This window comes from Rhodococcus sp. BP-349 (assembly GCF_019835845.1).
In the GTDB taxonomy this organism is placed as follows: domain Bacteria; phylum Actinomycetota; class Actinomycetes; order Mycobacteriales; family Mycobacteriaceae; genus Rhodococcoides.
In genome coordinates this window covers 976,116-990,278 of sequence record NZ_JABUDR010000001.1, presented here as the reverse complement: position 1 = coordinate 990,278, position 14,163 = coordinate 976,116, and the positions used below count along the sequence as shown (strand labels likewise).

At 67.5% G+C, this 14,163-nt stretch carries 15 protein-coding genes; 9 read left to right on the top strand and 6 right to left on the bottom strand.

Annotated elements, in window-relative coordinates:
• Positions 1-111: 111 nt before the first annotated feature.
• Entirely contained in the window at positions 112-351 is a 240-nt protein-coding gene (locus HQ325_RS04675) for a histone-like nucleoid-structuring protein Lsr2 (RefSeq protein WP_222626922.1), read from the bottom strand.
• Between the two features lie 364 nt (positions 352-715).
• On the opposite strand from HQ325_RS04675, the gene HQ325_RS04670 reads away from it, so the two are divergent.
• Positions 716-1,450 carry a GAF and ANTAR domain-containing protein gene (locus HQ325_RS04670; protein WP_222626921.1) on the top strand — a complete coding sequence of 245 codons (735 nt, stop codon included), beginning with the start codon at positions 716-718 and terminating at the stop codon, positions 1,448-1,450.
• 35 nt (positions 1,451-1,485) lie between these two features.
• Here HQ325_RS04670 and HQ325_RS04665 read toward each other — a convergent pair whose 3' ends face one another.
• From HQ325_RS04665 to HQ325_RS04645, 5 genes are all read right to left on the bottom strand, one after another.
• On the bottom strand, positions 1,486-1,767 hold the full coding sequence (locus tag HQ325_RS04665) for a helix-turn-helix domain-containing protein (protein ID WP_222626920.1): 282 nt from the start codon (positions 1,765-1,767) through the stop codon (positions 1,486-1,488).
• Positions 1,764-2,030 (bottom strand): VOC family protein, encoded by a 267-nt coding sequence (locus tag HQ325_RS04660; protein WP_261777669.1) that lies wholly within the window; start codon positions 2,028-2,030, stop codon positions 1,764-1,766. The genes HQ325_RS04665 and HQ325_RS04660 overlap by 4 nt, the downstream gene beginning before the upstream one ends.
• Positions 2,031-2,064: 34 nt before the next feature.
• Complete coding sequence (locus HQ325_RS04655; RefSeq protein WP_222628886.1) at positions 2,065-3,852, bottom strand: multicopper oxidase domain-containing protein; 1,788 nt, start codon at positions 3,850-3,852, stop codon at positions 2,065-2,067.
• Between the two features lie 129 nt (positions 3,853-3,981).
• Positions 3,982-4,620: a TetR/AcrR family transcriptional regulator gene (locus HQ325_RS04650; protein ID WP_027504457.1), complete on the bottom strand. Its 639-nt coding sequence runs from the start codon at positions 4,618-4,620 to the stop codon at positions 3,982-3,984.
• A gap of 60 nt (positions 4,621-4,680) precedes the next feature.
• Positions 4,681-5,490 carry a triacylglycerol lipase gene (locus HQ325_RS04645; protein WP_261777667.1) on the bottom strand — a complete coding sequence of 270 codons (810 nt, stop codon included), beginning with the start codon at positions 5,488-5,490 and terminating at the stop codon, positions 4,681-4,683.
• A gap of 202 nt (positions 5,491-5,692) precedes the next feature.
• Between HQ325_RS04645 and HQ325_RS04640 the strand changes: the two genes are divergently transcribed.
• From HQ325_RS04640 to HQ325_RS04605, 8 genes are read left to right on the top strand one after another with little or no spacing between them, the layout of a single operon-like run.
• The gene (locus HQ325_RS04640) at positions 5,693-6,433 is read left to right on the top strand and encodes an MlaE family ABC transporter permease (protein ID WP_374107207.1); all 741 of its coding nucleotides are present in this window, start codon (positions 5,693-5,695) and stop codon (positions 6,431-6,433) included.
• The gene (locus HQ325_RS04635) at positions 6,433-7,284 is read left to right on the top strand and encodes an ABC transporter permease (protein WP_222626917.1); all 852 of its coding nucleotides are present in this window, start codon (positions 6,433-6,435) and stop codon (positions 7,282-7,284) included. Before HQ325_RS04640 ends, HQ325_RS04635 begins: the two co-directional genes overlap by 1 nt.
• A 1-nt stretch (position 7,285) precedes the next feature.
• Positions 7,286-8,479, top strand: a complete 1,194-nt coding sequence (locus tag HQ325_RS04630) for an MCE family protein (RefSeq protein WP_222626916.1) — start codon at positions 7,286-7,288, stop codon at positions 8,477-8,479.
• The gene (locus HQ325_RS04625; RefSeq protein WP_222626915.1) at positions 8,476-9,498 is read left to right on the top strand and encodes an MCE family protein; all 1,023 of its coding nucleotides are present in this window, start codon (positions 8,476-8,478) and stop codon (positions 9,496-9,498) included. Before HQ325_RS04630 ends, HQ325_RS04625 begins: the two co-directional genes overlap by 4 nt.
• Positions 9,495-10,550 (top strand): MCE family protein, encoded by a 1,056-nt coding sequence (locus HQ325_RS04620; RefSeq protein WP_222626914.1) that lies wholly within the window; start codon positions 9,495-9,497, stop codon positions 10,548-10,550. Before HQ325_RS04625 ends, HQ325_RS04620 begins: the two co-directional genes overlap by 4 nt.
• Positions 10,547-11,704 (top strand): MCE family protein, encoded by a 1,158-nt coding sequence (locus tag HQ325_RS04615; protein ID WP_222626913.1) that lies wholly within the window; start codon positions 10,547-10,549, stop codon positions 11,702-11,704. The genes HQ325_RS04620 and HQ325_RS04615 overlap by 4 nt, the downstream gene beginning before the upstream one ends.
• Positions 11,701-12,873, top strand: a complete 1,173-nt coding sequence (locus HQ325_RS04610) for an MCE family protein (RefSeq protein WP_222626912.1) — start codon at positions 11,701-11,703, stop codon at positions 12,871-12,873. The genes HQ325_RS04615 and HQ325_RS04610 overlap by 4 nt, the downstream gene beginning before the upstream one ends.
• On the top strand, positions 12,870-14,156 hold the full coding sequence (locus HQ325_RS04605; RefSeq protein WP_222626911.1) for an MCE family protein: 1,287 nt from the start codon (positions 12,870-12,872) through the stop codon (positions 14,154-14,156). The genes HQ325_RS04610 and HQ325_RS04605 overlap by 4 nt, the downstream gene beginning before the upstream one ends.
• Positions 14,157-14,163 lie beyond the last annotated feature (7 nt).

Genomic DNA, 14,163 nt, shown 5'->3' with positions numbered 1-14,163 from the left:
GGGGCAGGTCGCATCCTCACGAGACGGCGGACGTGCTCGCGTCCGATACGCCGCCACGACAGAATCGGCGATGCGCCCGCGGTCGGCGATGGCGACACCATGTCCACGCGCCTACGTGCGAATCGCCGCGGTCTCCGCGCGGTCCGCTGCCGTCCGACGCCGCACCGTCGAGATATCCTCCGACCGACGTCCTCGGTTGCTCCACTCCGTGAGCAGGCCGTGGATCTGCGCTGCGTTCTCGGCCGACAGGTCGATCTCGAACCACATTCCCCGGTAACCGAACACGACGGTGTCGTCCGCGGACATCCCGTCCAGGTCGTCGATCAGCGTCACGTCAATCTTGCGAACCACGTGGAACTCGTCGGACACACGTACGAACGACCACGCAGGGTGGCCCCGCACGGGCCGATCTGCCGTTGCATCGGTAGGTAGTAGGAAGCCGCCACACTCTGGACGCCGCTGTCTGTGCGTGTCCATACCCTGTCCGGTGCCACTCAACCTTCCGTGAGGGGAGATTTTCTCTCTCGACTCCACCGTGATCTCCGAGCGGTGTTTCAGGGTGGTCCCCCACTGGGCACAATCCTCCGCAGGTGCCCCGCTGCACCCGGAGTTCGGTGCTCGACTGTCGAAACCGACGGCGGTCGGCACCGACTTCCCGTGTTCGCGAGGCCCGTCACCGGCCGGCGCGACCTGAGACAGTGATGGAAAGAGCGCCGTGACCACGTCGGACCCCACACCGCCCGAGCTGCGGCTCGCTCTGGCCGTCCGGGCAGTTTCCGCACTCGCCGACGACGACCACGTCGCCGAGCTGCTCGATCGACTGACCGACGTCGCCTGCACCCTCGTCGATGCCGCCGACCACTGCGGCATCACGCTGTCGATCGGCGATGTCACCTTCACCGCCGCCGCCTCGAGCACGGAGATCGCGCCGATCAACGACCAGCAGTACTCCGCCGACGACGGTCCCTGTCTGCACGCGGCTCGCACGGCCGCCACCATCGTCGTCGATTGCACGGTCGACGACGATCGATGGCCGCATCTCGGACCCGCCGCTCGCCGTGTCGGCATCAACACCATGCTGTGTGCGCCGATCGTCTGCGACGATCGGCCGGTCGGATCGCTGACCCTGTTCGCCCGTGCACCACAGGGTTTCGACGATCTCGATCACCGCATCGTCGACCTGCTCACGGGAGTGACAGCGGATGCTCTCGAGAGGGCTCGACGTCGCCGCGAACTACACGGAACCATCGCCGGACTACGGGACGCGCTGGTGCACAGGGCTCCCATCGAACAGGCCAAGGGCATCCTGATGGCACTGCGTGGCATTGACGAGGATGCGGCCTTCACTGTGCTGTCGACCCGCTCCCAACATCTCAATCGCAAGGTGCGCGAGATCGCCACCGAGTTCGTCGAGTCTGTCAGTGCGACCGCGCCGACCGGCAATCTTTGACCTCCGTTCGGCGCCGCCGCCGTATCGGTGCATCCTCAGTCGGCGTCGCCGCCCCAACGTCCCAGCGCCTCGATCGCGTTGCGCAGAGCGGCTCCACGACCGGTGAGCGCGTAGGCCCGGGTGTTGTGCCGCAGCGGGAGACGGGTCAGGACGCCTGCCGCCTCGAGCTCGCGCAGACGGGTGGCGAGCATATTCGTCGGAACCCCGAGTTCACGCTGCAGGTCACCGTATCGCTGCGGACCGTCGAGAAGGCGTTCCACGATGAGTAGAGCCCAGCGCGCACCGACTACCTCGAGAGCAGTGGCCAGGTCACTCACGTCGCGTCGTCGGTGTCCGGCTTCATCCAGAACGGCGAGTAGTGGTAGCCGTCGAGGTCGTCGAACTGGCGTTGATACATGAAGGGGTAGTCGTCGGTGTCGCCGACACGGCCACCCGCAGCGGCAGCGCGCTCGACGAGACCGTCGACCGCCGCGCGGCTTCCGAGGTCGAAGGAGACCGTGACCTTGGACGGGGTCTGCGGTCCTCCGATCAGGTCCTCGACACCGCCGACGCTCGCGTACATCTCTCGGCTGCCGAGCATGACGTACTGCTCATCCCCGGAGACGTCCTCTCCCTCAGCCGATCACACGGTATCGCAACATCATCTCGTGATCCTCGTGGTCGAGTATGTGGCAGTGCCACATGTAGCCCTGCAGATCCCCGGCCGGTGCACTGTGAGCTGCATGGTCGTAGGACGCCAGTGCACCCGGTTCGGGCGGCCGGGGGAACACGGCGTCGGGATCGAAGTCGAGTTCCTCGGCGGTGGGGAATCGCACGACGATGCGAGTCACGGTGCCGGGATCGACCCGCACCGTGTCTTTCCACCCGCTCTCCCACGGCGCGGGAGGGAGACCCGGACCGGCGAGGAAGGGTTCCGGCGACGGCGTCCACTTCGTGCCGACGGCGGGTTGCGGATGAGCGAGTTGAAGCTCCACGGTGCGCAGCGGGACGCGCTCGAGAATGCGGAAGTGCACCAGGTGAAGATGGATCGGATGCGGATCCGCGGTGATGTTCACGATGTCCCACCGCTCGGTGGTCCCGGCGCGGGGCGACTCGATGTCACCGTCGGTGTAGCGGAGATTGTTGAGAGCCATGTAGGCCGGCGGAAGCCGCAGTGCGTAGGGCTGACTGACGGTGACGACGCGATGGCGGTCGGGAGTCGCGATCGACGGTAGGGGGTCCGGTCGAGATCCGCCGTCGCGCAGACGGTTCGGAATCGCGCCCGTGTGGCCGCGAGCAGCCGTCACATCGAAGCGGCAGAAGTGCGTCATGGCGACGGCGCCCAATTGTGCAGCCTGGAACGGTGGTGCCTCGTCGTTGAGAAGTCGCACTGCCGTGCCGGGTTCGACCGCGCCGAAGTCCACGAGCACGTCGTAGCGCTCGCCCGGCGCGACCCGGAGGTGCCGCGTCTCCACCGGCGCGTCGAGCAGTCCGCCGTCGTTACCGATGACCAGAAACGGGATCTCGTGGTCCAGGTACAGATTCCAGACGCTGTACGAGCCGGCGTTGATCAAGCGAAAGCGATACAACCCGCGAGCGACCGGAATACGCGGCCACACAGCACCGTTCACCACTCCGAGATCACCGACGGCCCCACCCTCCCAGGAACCCTCGGGTACCACCGGCGTCGACCGAAGGCTCGCTCTCCCGTCCGGGTTCAGGATCTTCTCCTGCAGTACGAGCGGCATCTCGAACTCACCTGCGGGCAGACCCAGCGGATTGCCCGCTTCGCCGGTGTCGAAGCGATCGCGGAGCAGGACGTTTCCGGCGAGCCCGCCGTACACGTTCGCGCGGGTGATTCCCATGGCGTGGTCGTGGTACCAGAAGTGCGCCGCCTCCTGGCGGAACGGGAACTCGTAGCGCAGGGTGCGACCGTAGTGCACGAGTTGCTCGGCGTGCCCGTCGCTGTCCGGCGGGGTCAGCCCTCCGTGCAGATGCAGCACCGTCGGCGGACTGGTCCGGAAGAGAGGCGAGACTCCGTGGAGACTCGTGTCGAGATCGCGTGCGAACGGATGCGGGCCGAGGTCGTTGGTGAGGGTGAGCGACATCCGTTGACCGGACACCGCTTCGAGGGTGGGGCCGAGCACCGTGGTCGCCACCCCGTCCACCTCGTACGCCATCGCGGGTGCCGCAGACACTCCCGAGTGATATCGATGCATCGTGGACACGGTTCGGACAACGTGGTCGGCCCCGCGCACAGTGGGTAGCGGAGCCACCTCGTCGATGTACGGCGTCAGTGCCGGCGAGTGGAACAGCAGCGGACTCGAGATGGTCGGCTGAGCCTGAGCGCGGGTGGCAACACCCCCCGTCACACCCACTGCCATCGTCAGACCCAGATTGCGCAGGAAACGCCGACGCGCCATCACGCCGTCACGACCGACCGAGAACTCCTCTGCCACTTCGCACCCCTATGCCCGCGACGCGAGTGCGCCGGGGCCGACCATACCGCACCGTATGGTGTGTCAGGCCCGTTTCGGTGGAGCGACGGGCAGCTACCGCGCGGTCAGCAGGGCGAACATCGCCCGCACCTCGTCCGGGGTGGGCGTGGGAAGGTTGTCGCGGGCATGCACGAAACCGATTCCCGCGTACACGAGAAAGCCTGCTCGCAACCGTGCCTCGGCCTCGTCGAACCCCAGTTCGCGCATAGAGTTCTGGACCACGTCGAAGATGCGTTGATCGAGCTCCCGGACGACCACGGCAATCTTGTCGTAGGTCCGAGCCCAGTCCCGCACCGCCGCCTCGACAGCCCAGGTTCGTTCCTGCAGAAGCAGTTCCGCCATCACCTGCAGTCTCGCGTCCACGGGTACGGTGTCCACCTGAGCCAGTCCGCGAAGCGTGTCGTTCTGCTCATCGCACCACTTGTCGGCGATGGCGGTCATCAGCTCGTCGATGTCGGCGAAGTGCCAGTAGAAGCTGCCCTTGGTCACCTTCAGCCGCTCGCACAGCGTCGTGATCTTCACTTCCGACACGCCCTCGCTCACCAGCAGTGCGAAGGCGGCGTCGATCCAGTCGTCGACGGTGAGCCGCGGAGCCCGTGGCGCGGGCGCCGACTTCTTCTCACTGCCACGCCGTCGACGCGCGGGGGCGCCACTCCGGGTGCGGGCATCGCCGGACGCGGCCTCGGGTGCCATCGCTCTCCTTCGTGTCGTCGGGCTCGACTGATCCGTCGATCGTACGATCACCTCGTCGACTCAGGTCTGACCGAGTGCGTCCAGCGCGAGTCGCCGCACCTGCTCGTCGCCCGAGAGCCGGGTGTGGTCGACCGTGCTCGTGGGATCGACGGACTGCACGACGATCGCCTCGCCGCCCGGCATCGCACTCGTGAGCGGATCGGTCACGAGTCCGTCGGTCGCCGTGACGAGGTCGACGTACCGCACCCCAGCGACCGGTACGTCGACGGGCGGAGTCGTGAGAAACGACGACCCCGCGACGATCTGGCCGCACGCCCCGCACCACGGATTCACCAGGGGCTTCTCCAGACGGGCCAGCTCGTCGTAGATTCCGATACCGCGGTTGAACGCCGCGATCGTGCCCGCTCCGGCGAGGTTCGTCCCGTGCCAGAGAGGCCCGATCGTGATCAGTGTGGACACCGGGGCAGGTCCGTCGTCCACGGGGTGGGCCAGTGCGTACTGCACGGCCAGCGCTCCCGCGCCGCGTGCCACGACGCGAATGCGCGACTCCCCCGTGCGGGAGAGGATTCCGTCGATCGCCGACCGTATCTGCGATGCGGAGTCCTCGAGGGCAGCCAGACCGGCGACGGTGGCGACCGGCCGGAGCGCCTCCGTGAGGGCCGATTCGCCGTAGGTCAGCGCGACCGGACACCACCCCCGAGTCGTCAGATCGTCGGTCCACCCGTCCCACTCCGCCGCGGAGGAACCCAGATCGTGCAGCAGGAGAACAGTGTCGACGCACGGATCCGCCGGGCCGGCCGTGGACGGAGCCGCGACACACGCCTGGACTCCTATCGCGATGAGTACGACGGACGTGAGTCTGCTGCGCAACGACATTCATGTCTCCCGAGGCCGGATCGTCGAAACCATTCGAACACACCATACAGTGCGGTATGGTGTCCTGAGTCACAGCCGCTGTGCCGAGGATCGCCGGAAGGGCAGGTCGCATGGACCACGAACGGACACGACCCGGTCGGGTAGGCCGGTGAGCGTCTCCACCTCGAGAGCAGTCACGTCCGCGGCACGCGGCACGGTGTCGTCTCTCGGGGAGTTCTACTCCCTGGCACTCGACACCGCCCGAGCACTCGCGAAGCGGCCGTTCCAGTGGCGGGAGTTCGTCGATCAGAGCTGGTTCATCGCCCGGGTGTCCCTACTGCCGACGATCCTGATGTCGATCCCCTTCACGGTGCTGGTCGTCTTCACTCTGAACTCGTTGCTCATCGAGATCGGTGCCTCCGATCTGAGCGGAGCGGGCGCAGGCCTGGGCGCCGTCACCCAGATCGGGCCGCTGGTCACCGTGCTCGTCGTGGCCGGCGCTGCCGCCACCGCCATCGCCGCGGACCTCGGATCGCGCACCATCCGTGAGGAGGTCGATGCGATGGAGGTATTGGGCATCGATCCGGTGCACCGCCTCGTCCTGCCTCGCGTCCTTGCCTGCACTCTCGTCGCGGCCCTTCTCAACGGCGCCGTGTGCACCATCGGACTGGTGGGTGGGTTCTTCTTCTCCGTCTACCTCCAGGACGTCACACCGGGTGCCTACGCCGCCGGAGTCACTCTGCTGGTGGGACTTCCGGAACTGCTGCTCTCCGAGGTGAAGGCCGCACTGTTCGGCCTCCTCGCCGCGCTGGTCGCCTGCTACCGCGGACTGTCCGTGTGGGGTGGGCCGAAGAGCGTCGGAGAGGCGGTCAACGAGACCGTCGTGTTCTCCTTCGTCGCCCTGTTTCTGGCCAACCTCGTCCTCACCTCCGTGGGCCTCGCCGTGAGCGGCCGCTGATGGTCCTCGAGGTGAGTGACGTCGCCGCCGCGATGCGACGCCGGACGAACGCTGCCTCCGAAGCGGTCGATGTACTCGGCGAACGCGCGATCTTTTTCACGCGCGCACTTGCGTCCACCGGCCGAGCCGTCCGGTCGTACCGCGGGGAGACGATGCGCGTCATCGCCGAGATCTCCCTCGGCACCGGGGTTCTCGCCGCGATCGGTGGCAGCATCGTCATCCTCGGCTTCCTCACGTTGTTCGCCGGAGCCACCGTCGCGGTGCAGGGTTTCGACTCGCTCGGGAGCATCGGGGTCGACGCGTTGACCGGGTTCCTCGCCGCCTACGTCAACGTCCGGGTGGTCGCACCGGTCACCGCGGGAGTCGGACTGGCCGCGACCATCGGTGCCGGGACCACCGCCGCCCTCGGCGCCATGCGGATCAGTGAGGAGATCGACGCGCTCGAGGTCATGGCGATCAAGTCGCTCACGTACCTCGTCGGCACACGCATCGTCGCGGGCATCGTCGCCGTGGTGCCGCTCTACGCGTTGTCACTGATCACGTCCTTCCTCGCGAGCCGGGTCGCGACAGTCGTGGTGCTGGGCCAGTCCGGCGGGGTTTACGACCACTACTTCTCCACGTTCCTCGTCCCGACGGACGTTCTGTGGTCGTTCGTCCAGGTCATCGTCATGGCCGTCGCGGTCATGGTGATCCACACCTACTACGGCTACACCGCTTCCGGGGGTCCCGCGGGCGTCGGCACCGCCACCGGACGCGCCGTGCGACTGTCCCTCATCACGGTCGTCAGTGTCACGCTGCTGATCTCGCTTGCGCTGTACGGCAGCGCACGATCCGTGCACCTGGCAGGGTGACATGACGCAATCCTCCGCTCGCCTCAAAGGTGCTGCGCTCCTGTCGATACTGCTGATCATCGGAGTGGTCGCGGCGGCCTACCTCGCCTATCGGGGCACCGTCACCGACGCGATCGCGCCATCGGTCTCGGTGTCGGTGCAGTCCGATCGCGCCGGGCTGGTGATGCAGCGGGGCGCGCTGGTCAAGATGAACGGTGTCGAGATCGGCACCGTCTCGCAGGTCCGCCCGTCGACCCGCGGCGCTGTGATCGACCTGCGCCTCCGCGCCGACATCGCGGGCTCGGTGCCCTCCGATGTCGAGGCCTCCGTCGCCGCCACCACCATCTTCGGATCGAAGATGGTCACCCTCACCGCTCCCCCGTCACCGTCCGCCGTGCCCATCGCCGACGGCGCCGTCATCGCCGCCTCCTCCGTCACCGTGGAGGTGAACTCCGTGTTCGAATCCCTCACGTCCGTTCTCGTCGCGTCGCAACCCGAGAAGCTGAACACCACCCTGGGGGCGCTCTCCACCGCCCTGAACGGCCGCGGACGCGCGCTGGGCACGACCATCGAGAACCTGGACACCGTGCTCGGGGCGCTCACTCCGCTCGTTCCCACTCTCCGACGCGACCTGCGTTCCGCTGCTGTCACATCCGGTGCACTGGGTGACAGCGCACCGGATCTGGTCAGCACTCTGGCCTCGCTGACCACCACCGCGCGCACGGTCACCGACAGCACCGATGCGCTCGGCCCCGCCCTGACGTCGCTGACGGGAGCGGCGACCGACGCTCGCACCGTGCTCGCGGAGAACGCCGACGGAGTGACAGCCACGGTGGCCGATCTCGTCCCGACGACCGGGTTGCTGCGGGAGTACTCCCCCGAGTTCACGTGCTTCCTTCAGGGCGCCGACGTCGCACGGCAGGCCGCAGAGAAGGTCTCCGGCGGCAACGGCCGCACGATGCTGCTGAACAGCACCGTGCTGTTCGGGGTGCCGGCGTACGAGTACGCCACCGACCTACCGAAGGTCGCCGCCACCGGCGGGCCCCGGTGCGGTGCGCTACCGCTGTTGTCCGACAACGACATTCCGGCTCCCTACGTCCTGGCCGACACCGGCTCGAACCCCTTCCGCGCCGCTACCACCGCCCCCGTCCTCGACCCGACGTCCATCATCGACTTCCTCCCCGGCGGTCTTGCAGCACCGAGAACGACTCGATGAGCCACCGAGGCACCCTCGTTCGGCTCACGACCTTCGTCGTCGCCATGACCTTGGTGCTTGCCGCCCTGGTGGTCGTCTTCGGCCAGGTCCGCTTCGACTCGACCACCACCCACCGGGCGATCTTCACCACCGCGTCAGGACTGCGCAGCGGCGAGTTCGTCCGAGTGGCGGGTGTCGAGGTCGGATCGGTGGGCGCGGTGGACGTCGACGACAACGACCACGCCGTGGTGGAGTTCGACGTGACCGACGCGTACACCGTGACCGAGTCCACCACGGCCACGATCCGCTACCAGAACCTGGTCGGCGATCGTTATCTCGAACTGGCCGACACTGCCGGTGACGCCGCGCCTCTCGATGCCGGCGCCACCATCCCGGTCGACCGGACCTCTCCTGCACTGGATCTGGACCGACTCCTGGGCGGATTCCAACCCTTGTTCTCCGGCCTCGACCCCAGCACCGTGAACAGAGTGACCGGCGAACTCGTCGACGTCTTCCAGGGGCAGGGCGGCACCGTCGCCTCGGTGCTGGCGCGGCTCGCGAGTCTGACGTCGTCGTTGGCAGACCGTGACGAGGTGATCGGACAGCTGATCACGAATCTGCGGACCACCCTGGCGACACTCGCAGGGCGCCAGGACGACGTGTCCCTCGCGATAGACAGTGCTCAGACGCTGGTGTCCGGCCTCGCTGCCGACACCCGGACCTGGGGTGAGGCACTGACGAGCATCGACAGTTCGGCCGCCACGATCGGTGACCTGCTCGTCGACGCACGTCCGCCGTTGGACACCACCGTCGACCAGTTGCAGCGCACGGCAGCACAACTCGATGCCGGCAAGGACACCATCGCGAGCATCACCACTCGCCTTCCGGACACGTACGCCTCCCTCAGCCGCCTCGGCGCGTACGGGAACTTCTTCAACTACTACCTGTGCGGCATCAGGTTGAAGATCGACACGCCCGACGGGCAGGGCCTGACGACACCGCTCATCGGTCAGAACACGGGAAGGTGTGCCCCAGCATGATGGAACGCTTTCGCACGGTCGACACCGTCCGCACCGGCATCGTCGGCACCTTCCTCGTGGTGATCGCCGCAGCAGCAGCGATGAACGCGGCCGCACTGCCGATCGTCTCCGCCGGAACGTCGTACAGCGGATTGTTCCTCGACACCGGAGGACTCGAGACAGGCGCCGCCGTGGAGGTCGCGGGAGTGCGGGTAGGGACGGTCACCGACATCGCGGTCGCAGGAAAGGCCGTCCTGGTGACGTTCTCGATCGAGGGAAAGGTGCTGCCCGGCAATGACACCCGTCTCACCATCGCCACCGAGACCGTCCTCGGCACCAAGAACCTCCGGATGGATCCGCGTGGCGCCGGCCGCCTGTCGACGACGGAACCCGTCGGACTCGACCGCACCACCAGCCCGTATCAGCTCACGGACGCTCTGGGCGACCTCACCGACGACGCAGCCGGTATCGACACCGAGCAGCTCACCGACTCACTCGCCGCCACCACCGAGATGCTCGACCGCACACCGGACGACCTGGGCCGCGCCATCGACGGAGTGGGGCGATTGTCCGCGACGGTCGCGTCGCGGGACAAGAGCTTGCGTGACCTCCTGGCGTCGGCCGAGAAGGTCACCGGCGTCCTTGCAGACCGCAGTGCGCAGGTCGACACGCTCATCGTCGATGCGGCCACGGTTCTCGCCGAACTCGACCGACGACGCGGCGCCGTGGACACACTCTTCGGAACCGTGACGCGGTTGGCGGACCAACTGCGCGGACTGGTGGCCGACAACCAGGCCGAGCTTGCGCCGACACTGGCCTCGCTCGACTCCGTCCTCACCGTCCTGACCGACAACAAGGCGGACATCTCCGCCGCGATCGAGAACCTGGGGCCGTACGTGACGCAACTCGGTGAGGCGGTCTCCAGCGGACCGTTCTTCAACTCGTACATCCAGAACCTGATCCCTGGCCAGGTCATCAGCCCGTTCATCCGCGCAGCCCTCGGACTCGGCCCGGCGCCGGCCGATTCCACCTCCGTCAATCCGCTGACGGCCTTGAACGGGGCACCGCGATGACGGCCAGGATCGTCGGCGTCGTGCTGTTCCTCGTCGTCGCTGCGACCGCGTCCTACGCGCTCGTGCCCCGGTTCACGTCGGTCGCGGTGACGGCGCAGTTCGGGAACACCACCGGCCTCTACGTCGGTGACGACGTGCGCCTGATGGGGGTGACCATCGGCTCGGTGACCTCGATCGAACCTCGCGGTGACCACGCGGAGGTCGGACTGCGCTACGACTCGTCGTATCCCATTCCGGCCGACGCGAAGGCGGTCATCGTCTCGCAGAGCGTGGTGGCGTCGCGCTTCGTCCAGCTCGCCCCCGCATATGACGGCGGCGACACCCTCCGATCCGCCGACACCATCCCGCTCGATCGGACTGCCGTGCCCGTCGAGTGGGACCGCATAACCGAACAACTCGCCCGCGTGTCCGAGACGCTCGCGCCGCAGGGCCCCACCGGGCCCGACTCGGACGACGCCGACAGGCCCCTCGGAGCGCTCGTCGATGCGGTGGACGCCAACATCGGCGGGCGTGGGCAGGACATCCGCACCACGCTCACCCAGCTGTCCGACGCGATGCGCACGCTCTCGGACGGCAGAACCGACCTCTACTCCCTCGTGCGCAACCTCCAGGTCTTCGTGTCGGCACTCGCCGCGAGTGATCAGCAGATCGTCACGTTCAACGAGACGATGGCCTCGGTCACCTCCGTGCTGGCCGACGATCAGGACGAGATCGGCAGCGCGCTGGCATCATTGGACGGCGCGGTGTCGGACGTGGAGCGCTTCGTCCGCGAGAACAGGACGGTCGTCGCAACCACGCTGGGCAGCCTGGAAGAGCTCACGGCCGAGCTGGCGTCCCAGCGGGACGGCATCGCGCAGATTCTCCACGTCGCGCCCACGGCGCTGTCAAATCTGAACAACATCTACCAACCGGCGCACAACGCGATCGTGTCGTCGTTGGCGCCGAACAACTTCGCGAATCCGATGGACTTCGTCTGTTCGGCCATCGCCGCCGCCGAGCAGGTGGGAGCGCAGGAGGGAGCAGAGTCGTGTGTCCGGTACCTGGGTCCGTTGTTGAAGACTCTCGCGTTCGACTACCTGCCCCTGCAGGCGAACCCCATCACGGGTGTCGGCGCTCTGCCGGGCCAGATCGTCGACAGCGAGGGTGGGCGATGACGACACGGAGGGCCGCGGCGTCGGTGGCACTCGTTCTGTGCTCGTCGGCACTGCTGTCGGCGTGCGGATGGCAAGGCCTGAACTCGCTTCCGCTGCCGGGCACAGCGGGGGACGGTCCCGGATCGTACGAGGTGGTCATCGAGATGCCGGACGTCTCGACGATCGAACGCAACGCGCGAGTCCTCGTCGGCGACGTCACCGTCGGACGTGTGGCCGATCTGGCGCTCGTCGACGGACACGCCGAGGTGACGGTGCGTCTCGACGGCAGCACGGCACTCCCGGCCGATGCCGTCGCGTCGGTGGGGCAGACGAGCCTCCTCGGATCGACCCACATCGAATTGGCAGCTTCGACAACGCGAGACGCGCAGGGTCGACTCTCCGACGGCGATGTGATCCCCCTCGACCGAGCGGGCGCGTACCCCACGACAGAGCAGACGTTGTCGTCGTTGTCCCTGGTACTGAACGGGGGTGGGCTCGCGCGCATCAACGACATCACGACCGAGGTGGACGCGGCACTGGAGGGCAACGAGGAGTCGCTGCGCTCGGTCCTGGCGGGTCTGGAGACACTGCTCGTCGGACTCGACGATCAGAAAACCGACATCCAGAACGCCATCGTGGATCTGGACCGATTCGCCGGGACGGTCGCTGCGAACGATGCGGTCCTCGGCGACGCGGTCACCGCGCTGGCCCCGGCTCTGACTGTGTTGTCGGATCGCCGGGGGGACCTGGTCTCGGCCCTCGACTCCCTCGGACGCCTCGGCACGACGGCGGAGGCCATCGTGAACGACACCGGCGACGACCTCGTCACAGCACTGGACGATCTGGGCCCGGTCTTGAAGTCTCTCGCGGATTCGGGAACATCACTCACCGAATCGTTCCGGTATCTCCTCACCTATCCGTTCCCCATCGACGTCTACAAGAACGCGGTGCGCGGCGACTACGCCAACGGCGAGGTGACGCTCGATCTCCGCATGGCCACGCTGGACAACGCTCTCCTTCTCGGCACACCGTTCGAAGGGATGCTCGCCGGGCTCGAAGGAGCCGTGGGCGCCACGGCACCCACCCCGACACCCACGCTTCCCCCCGTCGACGATCTTCTCCTGCCCCCGAAACTTCTGCCGCCGAACCTTCTGCCCCCGAACTTTCTGCCACAGAACGGCGCACCATGACTCCGACTGTCCGACTCCGTGTTCAGCTGACGGTCATCGCCGTGGTGGCAGCGCTGTCGGTGGGGATCACGGGTGTCCACTACGCACGCATTCCGCAAGAGCTCGGGCTGGGCCGGTACAGCGTGACCGTGGAGCTCGCGGGGGGCGCCGGCCTGTACACAAATGCGAACGTCACGTACCGCGGCAGTGAGATCGGCAAGGTCAGCGCCCTGCGGGTCACTCCCGCCGGTGCGTCGGCCGTCGTCTCCCTGTCCTCGGACGTGCCGGTTCCAGCGACGACACGCGCCGAGGTGCACAGCATGTCGGCCATCGGCGAACAGTTCATCGATCTCCTGCCCGACACCGACGACGGGCCATTTCTCGAGGACGGGTCGGTCATCCCGATCGACCGCACCACGATCCCGACGGCGGTTGCCCCGACCATCGACCGTCTCGACGCGGCGTTCCGATCCGTCGACCCGGTGACTCTCGGCCGCGTTCTCGACGACAGCTCCCTCGCGCTGGGTGCCGACGGTGACACCCTCGGCGAGCTGCTCGACTCGCTCGGGTCCGTCACCACTGCGACGCGGGAGAACATCGACCCGATCGCGGCCCTCGTCACCGATCTCGACCCCGTGCTCGGTGCGACCGCCGCGAGCAGTGACGCCATCCGGTCGTGGGCCGCGTCGCTGGCCACCGTCACCGGTCGGGTGTCGGCGCGCGACGGCAACCTACGATCCGTCATCGACGGTGGTGAACCCCTGGGCGCTGCGGTGTCCGGCCTCTTCCAGGACCTGCGCCCCACACTCCCCCTGTTGTTGTCGAACCTCATCAGCGTCGAGCAGGTGGCCGTCACGTACAACGCTGCGCTGGAACAGATCCTGGTTCTGTATCCCCCTCTCATCGCTGCCACGCAGGGCACCGGTAAAGCGAATGCCGATGCCGGTGACCCCGGCCAGAACACCTACTTCGCCGCGCAACTCAACGACCCGCCGCCGTGCACGGAGGGTTTCCTCCCCGCCGACCAGCGCAGGTCACCCGTCGAGGTCGACACCGTGCCGACGCCGACCGACCTGTACTGCAAGGTTGCGCCGGACGACCCGAGCGCGATCCGCGGTGCACGCAACCTGCCGTGCCAGGAGTTCCCGGGCCGGCGGGCGGCGACGGTGCAGTTGTGCCGACAGGGTGCCTACGACCCGAACAACGGGTCCTTCATCACCGATGACGGATCGCGCTGGGTCGAGTCGACACTGTCCGACGCGCCGCCCGCAACGGTGGAACAGATGATGCTGCCGGACAGGTGACCCGGCG